The 17890-nt window shown below is 61.0% G+C and carries 16 protein-coding genes, 1 tRNA gene and 1 pseudogene; 9 read left to right on the forward strand and 9 right to left on the reverse strand.

Annotation, left to right across the window (positions count from 1 at the left end; translation table 11 throughout):
• Positions 1–270: 270 nt before the first annotated feature.
• The 4 genes from JQN66_RS04205 to JQN66_RS04220 all read right to left on the reverse strand — a co-directional run bounded on the left by JQN66_RS04205 (position 271) and on the right by JQN66_RS04220 (position 3344).
• Positions 271–873, reverse strand: coding sequence for a cadmium resistance transporter (locus JQN66_RS04205; RefSeq protein ID WP_204676756.1), 603 nt, complete (start codon positions 871–873; stop codon positions 271–273).
• Positions 870–1229 carry a Cd(II)/Pb(II)-sensing metalloregulatory transcriptional regulator CmtR gene (gene cmtR, locus JQN66_RS04210; RefSeq protein WP_038992393.1) on the reverse strand — a complete coding sequence of 120 codons (360 nt, stop codon included), beginning with the start codon at positions 1227–1229 and terminating at the stop codon, positions 870–872. Before cmtR ends, JQN66_RS04205 begins: the two co-directional genes overlap by 4 nt.
• Positions 1230–1501: 272 nt before the next feature.
• Positions 1502–2617, reverse strand: coding sequence for a DNA alkylation repair protein (locus tag JQN66_RS04215; RefSeq protein ID WP_239464139.1), 1116 nt, complete (start codon positions 2615–2617; stop codon positions 1502–1504).
• A gap of 190 nt (positions 2618–2807) precedes the next feature.
• A complete protein-coding gene (locus tag JQN66_RS04220; RefSeq protein WP_204676758.1) occupies positions 2808–3344 on the reverse strand; it encodes a GNAT family N-acetyltransferase in 537 nt (178 codons plus the stop codon).
• 550 nt (positions 3345–3894) lie between these two features.
• On the opposite strand from JQN66_RS04220, the gene JQN66_RS04225 reads away from it, so the two are divergent.
• Positions 3895–4326, forward strand: a complete 432-nt coding sequence (locus tag JQN66_RS04225; protein ID WP_204676759.1) for a hypothetical protein — start codon at positions 3895–3897, stop codon at positions 4324–4326.
• Between the two features lie 132 nt (positions 4327–4458).
• Here JQN66_RS04225 and JQN66_RS04230 read toward each other — a convergent pair whose 3' ends face one another.
• Both JQN66_RS04230 and JQN66_RS04235 read right to left on the reverse strand, forming a co-directional pair.
• Complete coding sequence (locus JQN66_RS04230) at positions 4459–4761, reverse strand: DUF2283 domain-containing protein (RefSeq protein ID WP_204676760.1); 303 nt, start codon at positions 4759–4761, stop codon at positions 4459–4461.
• 1395 nt (positions 4762–6156) lie between these two features.
• Entirely contained in the window at positions 6157–7947 is a 1791-nt protein-coding gene (locus tag JQN66_RS04235; RefSeq protein WP_204676761.1) for an ABC-F family ATP-binding cassette domain-containing protein, read from the reverse strand.
• 201 nt (positions 7948–8148) lie between these two features.
• Here JQN66_RS04235 and JQN66_RS04240 point away from each other — a divergent pair.
• From JQN66_RS04240 to JQN66_RS04250, 3 genes are all read left to right on the forward strand, one after another.
• A tRNA-Gln gene (locus tag JQN66_RS04240) sits at positions 8149–8223 on the forward strand.
• A 132-nt stretch (positions 8224–8355) separates the two neighbouring features.
• On the forward strand, positions 8356–9807 hold the full coding sequence (glmU, locus tag JQN66_RS04245; protein ID WP_204676762.1) for a bifunctional UDP-N-acetylglucosamine diphosphorylase/glucosamine-1-phosphate N-acetyltransferase GlmU: 1452 nt from the start codon (positions 8356–8358) through the stop codon (positions 9805–9807).
• A 68-nt stretch (positions 9808–9875) separates the two neighbouring features.
• Positions 9876–10856 (forward strand): ribose-phosphate diphosphokinase, encoded by a 981-nt coding sequence (locus JQN66_RS04250; RefSeq protein ID WP_204676763.1) that lies wholly within the window; start codon positions 9876–9878, stop codon positions 10854–10856.
• Between the two features lie 78 nt (positions 10857–10934).
• Here JQN66_RS04250 and JQN66_RS04255 read toward each other — a convergent pair whose 3' ends face one another.
• Positions 10935–11366, reverse strand: coding sequence for a DUF1801 domain-containing protein (locus JQN66_RS04255; protein ID WP_204676764.1), 432 nt, complete (start codon positions 11364–11366; stop codon positions 10935–10937).
• A gap of 280 nt (positions 11367–11646) precedes the next feature.
• Between JQN66_RS04255 and JQN66_RS04260 the strand changes: the two are divergent.
• The 5 genes and pseudogenes from JQN66_RS04260 to sufU form a co-directional block, all read left to right on the forward strand.
• Positions 11647–11922, forward strand: a pseudogene (locus tag JQN66_RS04260) (50S ribosomal protein L25); the annotation flags it as partial.
• A 42-nt stretch (positions 11923–11964) separates the two neighbouring features.
• On the forward strand, positions 11965–12546 hold the full coding sequence (gene pth / locus JQN66_RS04265) for an aminoacyl-tRNA hydrolase (RefSeq protein WP_204676765.1): 582 nt from the start codon (positions 11965–11967) through the stop codon (positions 12544–12546).
• 234 nt (positions 12547–12780) lie between these two features.
• Positions 12781–13752 carry a sensor domain-containing diguanylate cyclase gene (locus tag JQN66_RS04270; RefSeq protein ID WP_204676766.1) on the forward strand — a complete coding sequence of 324 codons (972 nt, stop codon included), beginning with the start codon at positions 12781–12783 and terminating at the stop codon, positions 13750–13752.
• A 251-nt stretch (positions 13753–14003) separates the two neighbouring features.
• Positions 14004–15296: a SufS family cysteine desulfurase gene (locus JQN66_RS04275; protein ID WP_204676767.1), complete on the forward strand. Its 1293-nt coding sequence runs from the start codon at positions 14004–14006 to the stop codon at positions 15294–15296.
• A gap of 1 nt (position 15297) precedes the next feature.
• Positions 15298–15744, forward strand: coding sequence for a Fe-S cluster assembly sulfur transfer protein SufU (gene sufU, locus JQN66_RS04280; RefSeq protein WP_204676768.1), 447 nt, complete (start codon positions 15298–15300; stop codon positions 15742–15744).
• 79 nt (positions 15745–15823) lie between these two features.
• Here the strand turns inward: sufU and nhaA are convergent, their stop codons facing one another.
• Together nhaA and JQN66_RS04290 are read right to left on the reverse strand one after the other, a co-directional pair.
• The gene (gene nhaA / locus JQN66_RS04285) at positions 15824–17176 is read right to left on the reverse strand and encodes a Na+/H+ antiporter NhaA (RefSeq protein ID WP_204676769.1); all 1353 of its coding nucleotides are present in this window, start codon (positions 17174–17176) and stop codon (positions 15824–15826) included.
• Positions 17177–17350: 174 nt separating this feature from the next.
• A complete protein-coding gene (locus JQN66_RS04290; protein WP_204676770.1) occupies positions 17351–17845 on the reverse strand; it encodes a DUF2505 domain-containing protein in 495 nt (164 codons plus the stop codon).
• Positions 17846–17890 lie beyond the last annotated feature (45 nt).

The raw sequence follows: 17890 nt of genomic DNA on the forward strand, positions 1-17890 counted from the left end.
CTCGGACTACAAAACAAAAAAACAGAGTGTCAATAACGATCGTTTTTGGGAAGTGGAAACCGCCGATCCGAGCAGCTGCTCGGATCGGCGGTTTTTCAATGTTTTTGTTTTCCCGAAACTTGTGGCTTCGTTCGCTTGGTGGCGGGGTTTTTGCAGCGCTCCGTGGCGGTCTTGTTGCCGCGATCACGCAGGACTGGCTGCAGGTTGGTGTCGCGGTCTGAACCGAGAGGGGTGCGCCCGGTCGGGGCCGTTTGGATCGCTGCCGCTACGTCAGAGTCCGAAGGCTCCGCCGCTGACGAGGATCACGATGCCGAGGCCGATGAGAACGATGGGGAAGAGGATGTGCTCCCAGCGTTCGAGCACTTCGGCGATCGGGGGGCGGGTGGCGACGAACTTTGCCAGGGCCACCAGGACCGCGACGAGCGCGAGGAAGACGATGCAGTAGGCGACTACTGCGAGAGGTTCCACGCTGAGGAAGACAGGGGTGTAGACGCCGATGTTGTCGCCGCCGTTGGCAAGGGTGACGCCTGCGACTGTCCACACGCCGACCTTCTTGCCGGCAACCTTGGCCTCGTCGTCATCGTCGTCATCGTCTCCGTGCCAGGCCTGCCATGCGGCCCAGAGGCCGAGGCCCAGAGGGATGAGACCGAAGTACGGGATGGCTGCCGAGGGCAGGAATGTTCCGGCGCCGATGGTCACCAGGACCGCGGCACCGAGGATGCCGGCGAATCCGAGGTACTGGCCGGCCAGAATGCGGGCGGTAGTGCCGCGCTGGCCTGCCCCTCGCGCGAAGAAGAGGGAGAGCACGATGATGTCGTCGATGTTGGTCGCTGCGAACAGGCCCATCGCCTGCAAGACCGAGGTGAGGATCATGCGCCCACCCCAGCTGCGTCGCATCCGGGAAGCGAGCAGGCGGGATCGATGCACGGGGCGTCTTCGTCCACTGCCAGGGTGGCATCGACCAGTGCCGTCAGCGCCTGCGCCAGGTGCGAATCGGCGATCTCATATCGTGTCCGACGACCCTCGGGCTCGGAGACGACGATCCCGCAATCGCGCAGGCATGCCAGGTGGTTGGACACGTTCGGGCGTGTCAGGTCCAGATCTCGGGCCAGTTCCGCCGGGTAAGCGGGATGGTCGAGCAGGGTCAAGATGATCCGGGATCGAGTGGGGTCGGCCAGTGCACGACCCAGGCGGTTCATCACGTCGAGACGCGAAGCAATAGTCAGCATGCTCTGAACTATACAGCACGCACTGAACACTCGGTCACAGGCGTCAGCCCAGATCGCATGCCCGCAAGGGGGTCCTCATGCGGGACATAAGTCTTGTTGGCTTGGCATATTTTCGAAACTCCGGGTTTCCAACGATTTCAGATTCCCGTATACCCCGCCCGCAAAAATGCCCGGTGAAGGTGCCTTATACGGACACCGAAGTTGGTGGGTTTGGAATGCGATCCAGTACAAATATGTCGTAGCTTATTTGCTGGACGAGCATTGGTCATAGACTATTTCACTCGGCTGATTTCGACCGATTCTGCTTCAAGCGCGAAGTCAGTTTGATCGGATTTCTTGCCATTGGCTTGAGCTGTCACAGTGTGCACCCCGGGGTAGTACTTGCGTGTCGTTATAGGCCTGAACGAATGGGTCTTGCCCAGGGTGACAGTCTCGCCTGGCCCGATTTTCCGTGTGGCAAGTTTGAATGTCTTGGCTCCGTGAGATCCATTTGCGCGCAGGAACCCGACACTGTAATCGATGGCAACGTTGGCTTCAGTGCCGCTATGGTTCGTAACCTGTGTGGTGAATGCGATCTCACCGTTCCAGGCGATGCGGTCACTGGCAAGCAATGGCGCGGAGATCGACAGATGGTCACCGGAAAAACCGAGGAGGGACAACGCTTCGGGATGGCCTTGCTTGGTCAAGGTTCGCAATCCGTGCCGAAGCACCCACGCGGTGTTTTCATCGGCGTTGCCAGCCCATGCGGTGGCCGTCTCGATGAGGGCCTCCTGATCCGCCCGGCTGAGGTCGTTGAGGTGGTTCGCGACCGATCGACGAACGTATTCCGCGGGATCCCGATAGCTGGCGTCGAGAATGGCGCGGGTTTCCCTGGGGTTGGCGACGAGCCAGGGGACGCGTTTTGCCCAAGGGAGGTACAGGCGAGTCCCTTCGGTGGCCAGGCGGCGAACGTGTTCATTCTCGTGCTGCGTCCAGTCTTGCGCGTGCTGGAGTGCCCGTTCCGGCCGAGCGATTATCATCGCGCGGATCGCGAACTCACAGGTAAGCCTGTCCGTGAGCAGGGCAAGCGTTTCCATGGCCGCATCGAAGTCTTCGATGGCTCCGGAATCAATTGCCTTGGCGGTGATGAGTTCGGAAACAGGCCAGATCATCCAGCCTGTGAGCAAGGGGTCGCTGAGCGCCTCGTGGATGATCGTTCTGGTGCTGGCGAAGTCCGCGGGTAGGTCTTTCAGCAAGGCGTTCCGGACGATATCAACTCGGTCTCGCAGACGCATGCCGCCGACGAGTCCCGCTGAATCTTTGAGATGGTCCAGCCTGTTTCCAGGAGCAACGTCGTGCAGCGAGGTACGCAATTGCGTAATCACAGTCGGGTTGATGAGTTCGTCCATGGATCCCATATGTTGTCCTCCAAGTGCGTTTGCTAAGGGTGAGTTGCTTAGACCGTCTGACGGCTGGCGGGCCGGAACGATTGAAGAGAATGACTTCGGGGCGTCGTGTCGGCTTTTCAAAAACGGGTTATCCCGCATGAACCGGTAATCGTTGCCAGCGGTATCGTAGCTGTCGAATTGAGTGCTGGTTTCAGTCGAGCCGCAAATACATGTACATGTCCTTACGCACTCCACCAATTTCTTCCCAGCTGCGCAGTAGGCCTTCTCGCGTGTAGCCGCAGTTCTCGGCTGTTTTCCATGAGCCTTCGTTCCAGGGCTCGACATAGAGTTCCACGCGATGAATGTCCGGCAGTCCGAGCCCCCATTGCGAGATCGCTTCCAGTGCAGCGGAGGCGATTCCTCTGTTGCGGTGCGATGGCCCAACCCAATAGCCGATGCTGGCTCGGCCATGATTGGAATTTTTCAGCCATAGTCCTATCTGGCCCAGCGCCTGATCCGAGACGGCGTCCACGATAGCAAACGAATAGCCGGATCGTTCAACCAGCCGGTGGTGCTGCCGTTCGATGAATTCGCTGATTTCTTTCCGGGTACCGTTGCGGGGAACTGTCGTGATCAGCGGAATCAGTGGATCGGAGGAAGCCTCTTGAATCAACCGCGCGTCCCCCGCGTTAAACGGGCGAAGACGATAGCCGCAAGCATCCAAGACAGGCTGAATCAATGGGTCCATCTTGAAAGACTAGCTGGTCGATGAGGCTACAGGTTCCGTGAAGCCTGCAGATCAATCCTAGAGAAGGCAACCAGTCGGCAGCATTTTTTGAAAGTTCGGTTTTGGCAGCTCGCTAGTACATACGCGATCCGAGAGCCACATAGCCACAGCGAGTTGAAGGGATTTTCATTGCCGCAGGGCAATGCTTCGGAGGATCAAGTCCGGGCTCAATGGGTGGTATGCCATGCCAATTGGTATGTGCGAACTAGGATTCGTAAGCGACCAGCGCGCCGCAGGCCTCTCAAAACGGCATCCGCACGCCCCGGCTGCTCTGCGAGTACCCGTCATGGAGATGCGCTGAATCCAGGCCCATAAACTCTCGAACGCTTACTTTGATGCCCATGGTTCAAACCTAATTCAGAGCACTTCCGCTCTCATGAATACGACGGAACGCAAGAGGGAATATTCGAGCTTCCTTGCTTTCACAGTAAGGTTTACAACGCCTGATCGGAAAGCCGCTATAGTCAGACAGAATATCGGCTCCCAGCCGGTCTTGAATCATGGGGGAAACATGGAAGACGAACAGCTGCCAGTAGCTCACGAAAATTTTGCACGTCATTTCACGGCACCAATTTATGAAGAACAGGCCGATGAATTTGCCCCGTTCGGATCCGATGAGGGATGGGACACCCTGCAAGCTGCAGCCGAAAAACGTACCGAGCTGCTCGACGGCGCAACTGTTGCGGATGTTCTGGACATCGTCGATGGTCCCGCTGGAGATGAATGGGGAGATTCACCCGACGCAGAAGAATGGTATTCGGATGCAACTTTCGTCGCGGCAGCTGCTTTCACCTTGCTTCGCCTGACCGGGCAAATCGATGAAATCGGGCGTGAACGGGGGTTGGAAGCTTTGGATATCCTCATTGAGTATTTCGGCGAGGAACCAGAACTGAGGCAGCAGAAAAATGATCTTGAGCGTTGGAGCAACATCCCTGGCCACTGAGTCTACATAGCAAACTGAAACTAGCAATCCAACGGTAAAACCATCGGGAAATTTCATTAGCTATGAAATCCCATAGGCACCACCAACTAGCCCGAGACCTGAGTATGTTCTTCTCTGCTGACACCATTGAAGCTATCCGATGTTTTGAACTGTGATGTCAGGATTCCCACGCAACTGAGAACAGTCGAATCCTTCGGAAGCCAGTGCATCGGCGAGGCTTCCATCGGCGATTGCAGCCAGGATGGCTTCAATGCCGTGGCCCTGCTTAACGAGCAATTCGAGCCCCAGTACGTGACGGTTCTGATCAAGGTCGAGGATAACGTCGTCGATGTCCACAATAAACTCCTCAATGGGCCACGAGTCGGCGACCGTCGAGGCGCCTGAACTGAGTCGAATGTAGGCGGCGCACGCCTCGGCGTCGAATGTCATCTTCATGAGGTCTCCTACGTCTGGGGGGAAATCGCAGTTCCGGGATTCAACTTGGGCTCTGTCGTATCAGTTCCGGCCGAAACCGCATGCTGGAGCGGTGCCAATCCTGAGAGACGCTGCGCCTTCTATTCTTTGCGGATGTTCCAACTGCAGTTCGACCATAGGGCCAACCTCCAAAGGATGGCAAGGACGTCGGCAATTAGAAACCAGAGGATGGTTTGTGATTGCCGGGGAGCAGCAATTCCAGGGTGTACCAACTCGTGCGACTGCCCCGAGCCTAGAAGCCGAGATGATCCGCGAATCGTGGGCGCGGTATCGCCAACCGGCGATCAAGAAATGGTGTGAACAACTTGATTCCCGACAGCAAAGTTCTGGACGCTCAGACAATTCTCGATTGCTATTGTGGGTGAACAGCGGATCTGCCATGGGGCGATTGTAGGGAACCGAGGAAACAAATTGTGGTTGAAAAAACGTATCGTACAACACCGCGCGTTGGAAGGCAGGTGTGGAAGCTGCGGGCATATTTGGCAGGAACATATGTCCGAGAATGATCATTACCGCTGCGGCGAATGCGACTACGAAATCGAGCACGAGGAGCCCAACGCGCCAGCGGACGCGTGCACGATCGTTCCGACCTCCGATGCCCTACGCTATCGAAGCTGAGCTGCAGGCGGCATGGGCATGATGGCACTGTGAACTCCTGGAAGCATACGGGGTTGAAGCCGCACTTGCGATGCATCTGCACCTGGGCCGGTGCCCGCACACCGCATCATTGGTGGGTTGTTTTTAGTAGGCGCCGATATCCACGACGTTTGTTGGCAGGCGGTCCAAGGTTGACGCGAGTCATGGCAAAGATGCCCAGATAGGCTCTGCTGTGATTGCTACCCGAAGGATTCATGGAGCCTTAGTTGCTCGACCTCTCTAATTCCGCGTTCCTTGTACCGGAACCAGCGATAATTCGGGTTCCCGCGCTAGTAGGCCTAGTGCCGTTGGCAGTGGTCCTCGTCGGGGGAACACATCAGTTCCGCTCTTACTATGAGGACAAACGTACTCGGACCGATTACTTGCCGATGTACTACTACGCGGTGATCCAACTGACTACGCTGGCGTATTGCGCGTCCCCAATCGTCCAATTTCACTTGGCGCTCGATTTCGTGGGTGCCCGGTCGTAACCCTGCGATCTCCTGATTCATTCTTCTTCCACGTTGGCGTCATGCAAGACGACGCCGAAGGGCAGCAGGCATAGGCAGTACTGCGGGCTTTCAAACGTCCCTAAAATGACTAACGTTGGTTGCCCATGAATCGACACTGAGCATCCAACGACGCTCGATAAAGAGATTCATATGGCAACCAACGTTTTCCGCCCTACGGCGATTCATCGTGGATTAAGTTTCCTCAGAGTCAGCCGACGATCTCGGAGAGTTCCAGCCAGCGTTCTTCCAGTTCGTCAACCTGGTCCTGCAATTCGCTGATTTCTGCGGTGAGCTTGCCCAGGCCTTCGTAGTCGGACTGGTCATGGCCTGCCATCTTCTCGTGGATCTTGGCGATCTTCACTTGCAGCTGGCTGACCTTGCGCTCGTTGGCGTTCAGCTCCTTCTGCGCGGCGCGCAGCTCGGCGCCGCTCGGGCCTGCGGGCTTGGCCTGATCGGTGCCGGAAGACTGCGACGGGTTGGACCCCGAGCCAGTGCCCTGGGCGCTGCGCAGTGCCAGGTATTCGTCCACACCGCCCGGGACGTGACGGAAGTGCCCGTCCAGGATCGCGTACTGCTGGTCGGTGACGCGCTCCAGCAGGTAGCGGTCGTGCGACACCACGATCAGCGTACCCGGCCAGGAATCCAGCAGGTCTTCCAACGCGGCCAGCATGTCGGTGTCGACGTCGTTGGTCGGCTCATCGAGGATCATCACGTTCGGCTCGTCCATCAGGATCATCAGCAGCTGCAGGCGGCGGCGCTGGCCGCCGGAGAGCTCGCGGACCTTGGTGGACAGGTGGGCCGAGGAGAACCCCAGGCGTTCAAGCAGCTGGGCCGGGGTCAGGTCCTTGCCGTCCACGTTGAACGTGGTGCGGAAGCGGCCGAGCACCTCGCGGACCAAGTCCTCGCCGATCTGGTCCAGTTCGCGGAATTGCTGGTCCAGCACGGCCAGCTTCACGGTCTTGCCGCGCTTGATCTTGCCGCTGGAGGGCTCCACGGTGCCTGCAATCAGACCCAGCAGGGTGGACTTGCCCGCGCCGTTCGCGCCCAGCAGGCCGGTGCGCTCGCCGGGCCCGATGCGCCAGGTGAAAGGCTTGAGGATCTGCTTCGGGCCGAAGGACACCGAGGTGTCCAGCAGGTCGATGACGTCCTTGCCCAGTCGGCTGGTGGCCATGCGCTTGAGTTCCAGCGGGTTGCGTACCGGGGGCACGTCGGCGATGAGCTGGTTGGCGGCCTCGATGCGGAATTTCGGCTTGGCGGTTCGGGCCGGTGCGCCGCGCCGCAGCCAGGCCAGTTCCTTCTTCATCATGTTCTGGCGCTTGGATTCGGTGACGGCCGCGATGCGGTCGCGTTCCACACGCTGCAGCACGTAGGCGGCATAGCCGCCTTCGAAGGGCTCGACAATGCCGTCGTGCACTTCCCACGTGGTGGTGCACACCGCGTCGAGGAACCAGCGGTCGTGGGTGACGACCATCAGCCCGCCGGTGTTCTTGGACCAGCGGTTGTTGATGTGCTCGGCCAGCCAGGAGATGCCTTCGACGTCCAGGTGGTTGGTCGGCTCGTCGAGGATCACGACGTCCCAGTCCTGCACCAGCAGGGCGGCCAGGGCCACGCGGCGGCGCTGGCCGCCGGAGAGCGTGCCCACGGTCGCTTCCCAGTCCAGGTCCGCGACGAGCCCGGCGATGATGTCGCGGGTGCGGGCATCGCCAGCCCATTCGTGGTCGGCCATGTCGCCGACCACTGCGTAATGGATGGTCAAGTCCGAATCCAGGGTGTCGCCCTGATCCAGGGCTCCGACCCGCAGACCGTTGCGCTGGGTCACGCGTCCCGAATTCGGCTCGATCTTGCCGGAGAGCATGCCAAGCAACGAGGACTTGCCTTCGCCGTTGCGTCCCACGAGTCCAATGCGGTCGCCATCGGAAATGCCGATGGTGACCGAGTCAAAGACAACGTGGGTTGGATATTCCAGATGCAGGGCTTCGCCCCCGAGTAAATGTGCCACGTCTCCAGTTTACTTTCCGGGGCAAATCGAAAGACCAAGCTGTGATAATCACCTGTTTTCCAAAGTTCCGACCGTGGTGCGCTTGCAATAAAGCAGAGAATAAAAGTGAGTCTCAATACGGTGTTTTGCGATTTCACACAGCACCGCCGGGCATGGCAGAATAATGAGCGTGCTTGGCTGGTTTACCCGCTGAGAACATTTTCCGCCCTGGTGTAATGGCAACACGCCAGCCTTTGGAGCTGTGCATTCTAGGTTCGAATCCTAGGGGCGGAACCATTTTCCAAGCGTCGCTGCTGCGGCGCTTTCTTGGTATTAAAGTTCAGTTGCCTTCGATCTGCGCGATAGACTGGCTGAGGGGTTTTTCTTCACTGCCCAAAACCCCAAAGCGACCCGCAGGAGAAAAGCAACTTGAGCGACCAGGTCAACGCACCAGTAGCCGTCATCGTCCTCGCCGCAGGCGCAGGAACCCGAATGAAATCGGCCAAGCCGAAAATCATGCATGAAATCGCAGGTCGCTCCATGGTTTCCCATGCGCTGCATGCGGCCTCTGCGCTTGAACCCCGGAACCTCGTTGCGGTGGTCCGCCACCAGCGCGACCTGGTTGCCGAGCATATCCTGACCCAGTTCCCGAACATCACCATCGCGGACCAGGACGATGTGCCGGGCACCGGACGCGCCGTGCAGCAGGGCCTCGAGGCCATTGACCCGCGTCTTGAGGGCACCGTCGTGGTGACCTACGGCGATGTGCCGTTGCTCACCAGCGAGGTGCTGCTGGAACTGGTCGCCACCCATGAGTCCAACGGCAACTCGGTGACCGTGCTGACCACCGAGCTGGATGACCCGTCCGGCTACGGACGTATCCTGCGCGATGCCAACGGGGACGTCTCCGGAATCCGCGAGCAGAAGGACGCATCGCCGGAAGAGCTGGCCGTCAAGGAGATCAACTCCGGCATCTACGCCTTCGACGCGCAGATGCTGCGCTCGGCGCTGACCGAGGTCACCACCGACAACGCGCAGGGCGAAATGTACCTGACCGACGTGCTGGCCATCGCCCGCTCCCACGGCGGCCGCGTGGCCTCCTCGCGGATCGCGGACCGCTGGCAGATCGAGGGCGCGAACGACCGCGTGCAGGTTTCCAACCTGGCCCGCATCTACAACCAGCGCAAGAACGAATTCTGGATGCGACAGGGTGTCACCATCGTGGACCCTGCCACCACCTGGATCGACGCCGATGTCATGATCGGCCAGGACGCCACCCTCAAGCCGGGCACCCAGCTGCACGGCGAAACCATCATCGGCTCCAACGCGGTCGTCGGACCGGACACCACCCTGACCAACGTCGTGGTGGGCCAGGGCGCAACGGTCAAGCGCAGCGACGCTACCGACTCGCGCATTGCCGACGGTGCCTCGGTGGGCCCGTTCGCCTACCTGCGTCCGGGCACCGACCTGGGTGCCGACGGCAAGATCGGCGCCTTCTACGAAACCAAGAACGTGACCATTGGTCGCGGTTCCAAGCTCTCGCACCTTGGCTACGCCGGGGATGCTGAAATCGGTGAGTTCACCAACATTGGTTGTGGCAACATCACCGCGAACTACGACGGCGAAAAGAAGCACCGGACCAAGATTGGTTCGCACGTGCGCACCAGCTCGAACACCGTGTTCGTCGCCCCGGTCGAAATCGGGGACGGCGCCTACACCGGTGCCGGCGCCGTCGTCCGCAAGAATGTCCCGGCCGGTGCCTTGGCACTGTCCGTGGCTCCGCAGCGCAACACCGAGGGCTGGACGCTGGAAAAACGTCCCGGCACTTCTTCGGCTGACGCCGCGTTCAAGTCCTCGTTGAACTCCTCGGTTTCCGAGTAGTCCGGCACGGATTAATTTTCCTCAGTACACCTCATTTGTGATAGCGAAGCGAGCGAGAAGACATAACCATGAGTGAACTCAGCCATAACGTCGACCGAAAGCTGGTTCTGGCGTCCGGGCGCGCCCACCCGGAGCTGGCGGCCGAAGTGGCCAAGGCCCTGAACACCGACCTGCTGCCGCTGAACGCCTACGACTTCGCCAACGGCGAGATCTACGTTCGGTCGGATGAGTCGGTGCGCGGCAAGGACGTATTCCTGATCCAGTCCTACCCGGCTCCGCTGAACAACTGGCTCATGGAGCAGTTGATCATGATCGATTCGATGAAGCGCGCAAGTGCCCAGCGCATCACCGTGGTTGCCCCCTTCTACCCCTATGCGCGCCAGGACAAGAAGGGCCGCGGCCGCGAGCCGATCTCGGCACGCCTGGTTGCCGACCTGTTCAAGACCGCCGGTGCGGACCGCGTGATCTCCTGCGACCTGCACACCGCGCAGATCCAGGGCTTCTTCGACGGCCCGGTCGACCACCTGTTTGGCTTCCCGCTGCTGGCTGACTACATCAAGACCAAGGTCGATGTCAGCAACGCCACCGTGGTTTCCCCGGACACCGGCCGCGTGCGCGTGGCAGAACAGTGGGCCGAACGCCTGGGCGGCACCCCGCTGGCCTTCGTGCACAAGTCCCGCGACCTGACCGTGCCCAACCAGGCCGAGTCCAAGACCGTGGTGGGCCAGGTCGAGGGGCGCACCGCGATCCTGATCGACGACATGATCGACACCGGCGGAACCATCGCGGGTGCAGTGCGCGTGCTGAAGGAAGCCGGCGCCACCGACGTCATCATCGCCGCGACCCACGCGGTCTTCTCCGACCCGGCCGCGCAGCGCCTGGCCGAGTGCGGGGCCACCGAGGTTGTTGTCACCAACACCCTTCCGATCCCGGAAGAGAAGCGCTTCGAGAACCTCACCGTCTTGTCGATTGCACCGATGCTGGCCCGCGCCATCTCAGAGGTGTTCCACGACGGTTCCGTGACGAACCTCTTCGACGGCCGCGCCTAGCAGCACTCGGTTCGCAAGCCTTCGGCCGGCACCCACTGGGTGCCGGCCGAAGGACGTTAACACCGACGCGGAAGCGGCTCAGGCCTGGACCGAGCTGTCGGACAGCGTCAACTGCAGGGAACATTCGAGCAGTTCTCGCAGGACCGAACGGTCGACCGATGAGAGCCGGGTCAGATAAAGGCAGGCTTTGCTGTTGCGGTGCTTGCCGAGCTTCTCCAGCAGTTCCGGCCAGCGCTCGGCGAAGCCGGTGGGCAGGTAGATGGTGTGGTTGCTCGGGCCCGGGGCGAAAGCCAGCAGCGGGGCGATGCCTCCGTGCCCCGAATCGTAGCGGTACTCGTACCGGCCGAAGCCGAGGATTCGGCCGGCCCAGACCACCGGCTCAGCACCGGAGACCTCCCTGAACAGCTCAAGCAGCTCATCGGCTTCTGCCCGCCGGGGGCCGGAAGCCCGGTCCAGCACGGGGGTGACCGGAAGGTCGGAGGGGGACATTGCAGGCTGCTTGGCGGCCATGGGAATCCTTTCTGCAGCGGTATCGCTGCTGCATCGGCTCGTGGGGATCTGACTCAACGCTACCTGCAAGCCCCGGAGTCCACTTGTGTTCTGGGCGACAGATTTTCGTGCGGGGGCGTGAAACTGCTAGAATTATTCACTGTGCCCAGGCGAGGGAAACACCAGCAATGGTGTGACCGTTATCGACAAGGCCGGAAAAGCTCTTTCATCTCTTAGATGTTGGTTGCTTCCCGAGTCCACGCAAGGGCCTAAGCGAAGCAATCATTTCCTAAGGAGAATCATCATGGCATCTGTCAACCTTGACGCCGTAGTACGCACCGATTTCGGCAAGGGCGCTGCCCGCCAGGCTCGCCGTGCAGGCCAGATCCCAGCAGTTGTCTACGGCGCAGGCTCCGAGCCACAGCACGTTCTGCTGCCGGCACAGGCAACCACCCTGGCTGTTCGCGACCGCGGTGTTGAGCTGGTCCTGAACATCGAAGGCACCGAAGTCAAGACCACCATCAAGGACATCCAGATCCACGCGCTGAACCGCTCCGTGGATCACCTGGACCTGCTGGTCGCTGCCTAAGCATTACGACAAGGCATATAGCTAAGCATCATGAGCAATGACACTTGGCTCGTAGCCGGGCTCGGGAATCCCGGGCCCGGCTACGCTGGCAATAGGCATAATATCGGGCAGATGGTGCTCGATGAGCTGGCCAACCGCGCCGGCTCGAAGTTCAAGACCCACGCATCGCGCGCCCAGATTGTCCAGGGGCGCATGGGCGTGGGAGGTCCCCGCGTAGTCCTGGCCAAGCCCATGACCTACATGAATCTCTCCGGAGGCCCCGTGGGCAATCTGGCGAAGTTCTTCGGCATCGGAATTGAGAACCTGATCGTGGTCCACGACGAGATCGATATTCCCTTCGACACCATCAAGCTCAAGCGCGGCGGGGGAGAAGGCGGCCACAACGGCCTGCGCGACATCTCCAAGGCCATGGGATCCAAGGACTACCTGCGGGTGCGCACCGGAGTGGGCCGACCGCCCGGACGCATAGATACCGCCGACTGGGTCCTCCAAGACTTCTCGAAGTCGGAGAAGCAGGTCTTGCCGTTCCTGATCGACAATGCGGCCGACGCCGTTGAACTGCTGATGTCGCAGGGGCTGGAAGCCGCCCAGGGAAAGTTCCATACAGCCTGAAACCTTCGGAATCGCTCCGGCCCCTCGCATTCTTGGGCCGGGGCTTTTCCATGCCCGCCGGACTCCAGTGCGGTCCAGTGCGGCCGTCGCACCGGCTGGGAATGGGGAGAATTCTTCCGCATTTCCCTGTTATGGTTTCTTGAGCCTGTTAACCGTGGCTGATTAGCAGGAAGTCATCAAGTTAAGCGAGTGATACCGGTGCCTCCACCCCACACCCCTCAAACCCAGCCGCCGATGACCGAACGCAGGAACAGCGGAGGGCTGCCGCTGGGCGAAAACGGCCTGCCGCTAAACGGTGCCCAGGCCTTCAGCGAATCCTCGGAACGGGTGGTGGCCTACCTGAACGCGCATACCCCGCTGGCCGACTGGTCGGTATCGCGAGTGGTGCACGGAGAACAGGTCCACGTGCACGTCCACCAGGATCAGCTGCTCAGTACCGGAGCGAGAATCGACTGGAAAGAGTCCTTCTGCAGCCGCATGGCTTCCGGCGCCGCCCACGTGGTACGCGATTCGCGCACGGACCCCGATTATTCGGATCTCGACGCTTCCGAATACGTGGGTGCCTATGCGGGCTACACCATCAGCGACGACCGCGGTGAGATGTTCGGTGTGCTGTGCGGAGTCCGTACGGAGCCGCTATCCGACGAAGAGCAGCTCGATGAGCAACTGCTGAAGCTGTTCAGCGAGCTGCTGTCCACGCAGCTGGAGCTCGCTCGCGGCATTGACCGGGAACGCCGACGCATCGAATTATCTGAGGCGTTGGCGAACACGGATGCACTGACCGGCCTGCTCAATCGCCGCGGATGGGATGCCATGGTGGCCGATGCCCAAGAGCGGCTGGAGAGCTTCGGCGATGCCGTGGCAGTCGCCGTTGTCGACCTCAACGGCCTGAAACAGGTGAATGACACCCAGGGGCACACCGCGGGGGACAACCTGATTATCCGTGCTGCCCAGACGCTGAAGGAGGCCGGCGGAGCCTCCTGCCATGTGGCCCGCTATGGCGGGGACGAATTCATGATTCTGGCCAACGGGGTTGTGCCGTCACAGGCCGCAACATTCTTCGAGACCTTTGACGCCGCGCTGGCGTCGGCCGGCATCGCGGCATCTTGCGGTTTCGCTGCGGCGGAGCCGGGGCTGGCCAGCCTCGCGGACTGCCTCTCCGATGCGGACCGCATGATGTACCAGCGCAAGCACAGCGCAAGTTAGCGAGGAATCCGGGCAACCCCGGGACTCCGGCACGGCCGCGGAAAATGCCGCTCAAGCAGTGAGCCATGTTCACCTCGCACCCATGAGGCATGTCCTTAAGGCGGAACTTACTAAGGACTAACTTAGGTGTGCAACGGGTTCCAGAGTGGAATAATTACCTAATGTACCTATTGCCTAATCGCATGGCCGCCGGTTTTGCCGGTGGCGTGCGGGGCGATTCATGACGAGAATCCGGAGGACCTGTGCACACCATGACTGGTCAGACTGAAGCGGCCGAAGCGCTTACCGCCAACGAGGTGGCACGTATCAAGGCGGACTTCGAGATCCTTGAGCACCAGGTCAACGGCGCCGATATGGTGTACCTCGACTCGGGCGCCACCAGCCAGAAACCGCGGTGTGTCTACGAAGCCGAGCAGCACTACTACGAAAACGCCAACGCCGCGGTGCACCGCGGTGCGCACACCCTTGCTGTCGAGGCCACCGACATCTTCGAACAGAGCCGTGAAACCGTGGCGAAGTTCATCGGTGCCAAGACCAACGAACTGGTCTGGACCTCCAATGCCACCGAAGCCCTTAATCTGATCAGCTACTCGATGTCCAACGCCTCGCTGGGACGCGGGGGAGACGCCGCCGCCCGGTTCCGGCTCGGCCCGGGCGACGAGATTCTCACCACCGAACTCGAGCACCATGCGAACCTGATCCCCTGGCAGGAACTGGCCTTCCGCACCGGCGCCACCCTGCGCTACGTGCCGATCGCCGAGGACGGCTCCCTGCGCTACGACCTGATCGATTCGCTGGTCACCGAGCGCACCAAGCTCGTGGCATTCACCCACGTATCAAATGTCCTGGGCACCATCACCGATACCCGGCGTTTCGTCGACGCCGCCCGCAGGGTCGGCGCCTTGACCGTGCTTGACGGCTGCCAGTCCGTTCCGCACCTGCCGGTGGACGTCAAGGCCTTGGACGTGGACTTCATGGCGTTCTCCGGGCACAAGATGCTCGGCCCGACCGGCATCGGCGGCCTCTACGGCCGCGAAGAGCTGCTCAACGCCATGCCGCCATTCCTCACCGGGGGATCCATGATCACCGTGGTGGACATGGAGCACGCAGAGTACCTTCCGGCTCCGCAGCGCTTCGAAGCCGGAACCCAGCGCATCTCCCAAGTCCATGGCCTGGCCACCGCCGCAAGCTACCTCGATGAGATCGGCATGCAGCGCATCGCCGACTGGGAAGAGCACCTGGGTGCGCTGTTGTACGAAGGACTTTCCGCACTGGAGGGCGTGCGGGTCTTCGGCCCGGTCGATGCCAAGCGCATCGGCACCGTGCCATTCGAAGTCATCGGCGTGCACCCGCACGACGTAGGCCAGTTCCTGGATTCGCGCGGCATCGCCGTGCGCGTTGGGCACCACTGCGCGCAGCCGCTGCACCGCGCACTGGGCGTCACCGCGACCACCCGCGCAAGCACCTATCTCTACAACACCGAAGACGACGTCAAGGCCCTGATTGAGGCCGTAGCTTCGGTGCGCGAATACTTTGGAGTCTAAAATGAACGAACTCGACCAGCTGTACCAGCAGGTTATCCTGGACCATTCCAAGCGACGCATCGGCTCGCCGCTCGTTGAACCGGAGACTGGCCACCGCCACGGCGAATCGCACCAGCACAACCCGATCTGCGGGGATCAGATCCGCGTGCGCGTGGAACTGGAAGGCGAACATTTCACCGCCATGAGCTGGGAGGGGGACGGTTGTTCCATTTCCATGGCCTCGGCCTCGGTGCTCAGCGAAATGCTTCCGGAATTGACCCGCGAACAGTTTCTGGACAAGCTGGATCTCTTCCGGGAAATGATGCGTTCCAAGGGAACCATGACCCCTGACGAGGAGGTCCTGGAAGACGCCGTGGCCTTCGCCGGGGTCTCCAAGTTCCCAGCCCGCGTCAAGTGCGCCATGCTGGCCTGGGTGGCCGCCGAGGTCGCCATGCTGGAAGCGGCATAACAACACCGTGAACTAAAAAATCTCTGGTTCCGCCCAAGGGTGGAACCAGAGATTTTTTGCGTTGCGAACCAGTCAGGAACTAGTTGTCCTCATCCTGCTGGTAGACGTCAGGGATGCCGTCCTTGTTGTCATCGCGGGTCTCGCGTTCGGCGATCTCCTTGTAGCGGCGGTTGCGCGGAACCAGCCACAGGGCACCGAGGATGGCGGCGATGAAGGAGCCGGCCAGGATGGCCACCTTTGCGTGCTCATAGTGCTCCGACTCCAGGCCGAAGGACAGCTCGGAGACCAGCAGCGAGACGGTGAAACCGATGCCGGCCAGCAGGGTCACTCCGAACAGGTCGCCCCACTTGGCGTCCTTGTCCAGGGAAGCCTTGGTGAATTTGGTCAGCACCCAGGTCGAGCCCATGATGCCGATCGGCTTGCCAAGCACCAGACCCAGCACGATGCCCCAGAAGACTGGGTCGGTCAGCAGTCCGCCGCTGCCGGATTCCGGGGAAATGACCGTCACGCCGGCGGCGAAGAACGCGAAGACCGGAATGCAGAAACCCGAGGACAGCGGGCGGAAACGGTGCTCGAACTGCTCGGCCAGGCCGATTCCTTCACGTCCGTCGGTGCGTTTGACCGGGACGCAGAAGCCCAGGACCACACCGGCAATGGTGGCGTGGATGCCGGAGCCGAAGACGAAGATCCAGGTGACGATGCCCAGTGGCAGCAGGATGACCCAGGCGGCCCACAGGCGGGTCGCGAAGAACTTGCCCAAGGTCCGGGCCAGAACGGTGAACAGGATGATCGGGATCAGCGACAGGGCCAGGTAGCCCAGCTTCAGGTCGTCGGTGAAGACGAAAGCGATGATGACGATGGCGATCAAGTCGTCAACCACGGCAAGGGTCAGCAGGAAGATGCGCAGCGCGGTCGGCAGGGACGAGCCGATCACCGCCAGCACCGCGACGGCGAAGGCGATGTCGGTGGCCGTGGGAATGGCCCAACCCTGCATCAGTTCGCTGCCGAAACCGCCCGAGGACGCCGCGACGATCACGAAGATCAGTGCAGGAACTGCGACGCCGCCGAAGGCCGCCGCGACCGGGACGGCCGCGGTCTTGACGTTGTGCAGGTCGCCGATGACGAATTCCTTCTTCAGCTCCAAGCCGGTGAGGAAGAAGAACACCGCCAGCAGGGCGTCGGCGGCCCAGTGGCCGATGGAGAGATTCAGGTCGACACCGAAAATGGTGGGCCCGAAATGGAAATCACGCAGCGCGAAGTAGGATTCGCGGATTGGAGTGTTGGCCCAGATCAGGGCCAGCACTGCGCCGACAATCAGGACCAGGCCGCCGACGGTCTCCTTGCGCAGGATGTCTCCGATACGCACGGACTCGCTGTAGCTCGGCCGGGAAAATAGGTTCTTTGGGGAACCCGAAGATGGAGTGTTGGTCATGCGTTGTACTCGCTTACTTCGTTAAATGAACAATTCACGCCGACCAGACTTCCCGGCACACCATATTCAACCCTAACGTAATTCGCGTCCCAACACGCAGACGCCCGGAGGCCGGGCGAAAAAAATCACCGGTCCGGGCGTCTGTGGTCGGCGTCTTAAGCGACGTCGTCGAGGCTACTTCGAAAGCCAGGCATTCACCTGTGAAGCCTGCAGATTCAGTGCCTTGCCCAGGTACGGCTCGGCCGCCGAGGCAAGCTTGCCGCCGATGAATGGAATCGAGGAGGAGACCTTGCCCTCAATGGCGAATTCGGTGGTGTCGCCCTGGGCGGTCAGCTTCTCGCTGCCCGACACGGACACGGGCACGCCGGCCACATCGATCTTCACGGATGCAGAACGGTTGCCAGCGGCATCCGGAGCGCTCCACTGCTCGACCTGGGTTACCTGGATCGAGGCACCGACGAACTTGCGGGCGATGTCCGGCACGCGGTCGGTAGGCATGGCGCGAACAGTGGTCAGGGTGAAGGCGCCGGAGGTGTCACCACTGACGGTGAAGTCCTGCAGGGTGCCGTTGGCCAGCGAGGTCAGGTGCTCAGCGAAGCCGCGGTCAGCCAAGGTGGCGATGACCTGGTCGGCCGGGTGGGCGATCTGAGTGCTTGCGTTCAATGCCATGAATGGATATCCCAATCTAGAAATCTGGGCGGCCGGGAGAAACGG

It is taken from the genome of Glutamicibacter protophormiae (assembly GCF_016894325.1).
Taxonomy (GTDB): domain Bacteria; phylum Actinomycetota; class Actinomycetes; order Actinomycetales; family Micrococcaceae; genus Glutamicibacter; species Glutamicibacter protophormiae.

Coding starts and splice junctions, on each gene's coding strand:
- JQN66_RS04205 (WP_204676756.1), bottom strand. CDS start 873: ATGATCCTCACCTCGGTCTTGCAGGCGATGGGCCTGTTCGCAGCGACC.
- JQN66_RS04225 (WP_204676759.1), top strand. CDS start 3,895: ATGGAAGACGAACAGCTGCCAGTAGCTCACGAAAATTTTGCACGTCAT.
- JQN66_RS04220 (WP_204676758.1), bottom strand. CDS start 3,344: ATGGACCCATTGATTCAGCCTGTCTTGGATGCTTGCGGCTATCGTCTT.
- cmtR (WP_038992393.1), bottom strand. CDS start 1,229: ATGCTGACTATTGCTTCGCGTCTCGACGTGATGAACCGCCTGGGTCGT.
- JQN66_RS04215 (WP_239464139.1), bottom strand. CDS start 2,617: ATGGACGAACTCATCAACCCGACTGTGATTACGCAATTGCGTACCTCG.
- JQN66_RS04250 (WP_204676763.1), top strand. CDS start 9,876: ATGAGTGAACTCAGCCATAACGTCGACCGAAAGCTGGTTCTGGCGTCC.
- JQN66_RS04275 (WP_204676767.1), top strand. CDS start 14,004: ATGACTGGTCAGACTGAAGCGGCCGAAGCGCTTACCGCCAACGAGGTG.
- JQN66_RS04255 (WP_204676764.1), bottom strand. CDS start 11,366: ATGGCCGCCAAGCAGCCTGCAATGTCCCCCTCCGACCTTCCGGTCACC.
- JQN66_RS04290 (WP_204676770.1), bottom strand. CDS start 17,845: ATGGCATTGAACGCAAGCACTCAGATCGCCCACCCGGCCGACCAGGTC.
- JQN66_RS04230 (WP_204676760.1), bottom strand. CDS start 4,761: ATGAAGATGACATTCGACGCCGAGGCGTGCGCCGCCTACATTCGACTC.
- JQN66_RS04270 (WP_204676766.1), top strand. CDS start 12,781: ATGACCGAACGCAGGAACAGCGGAGGGCTGCCGCTGGGCGAAAACGGC.
- sufU (WP_204676768.1), top strand. CDS start 15,298: ATGAACGAACTCGACCAGCTGTACCAGCAGGTTATCCTGGACCATTCC.
- nhaA (WP_204676769.1), bottom strand. CDS start 17,176: ATGACCAACACTCCATCTTCGGGTTCCCCAAAGAACCTATTTTCCCGG.
- pth (WP_204676765.1), top strand. CDS start 11,965: ATGAGCAATGACACTTGGCTCGTAGCCGGGCTCGGGAATCCCGGGCCC.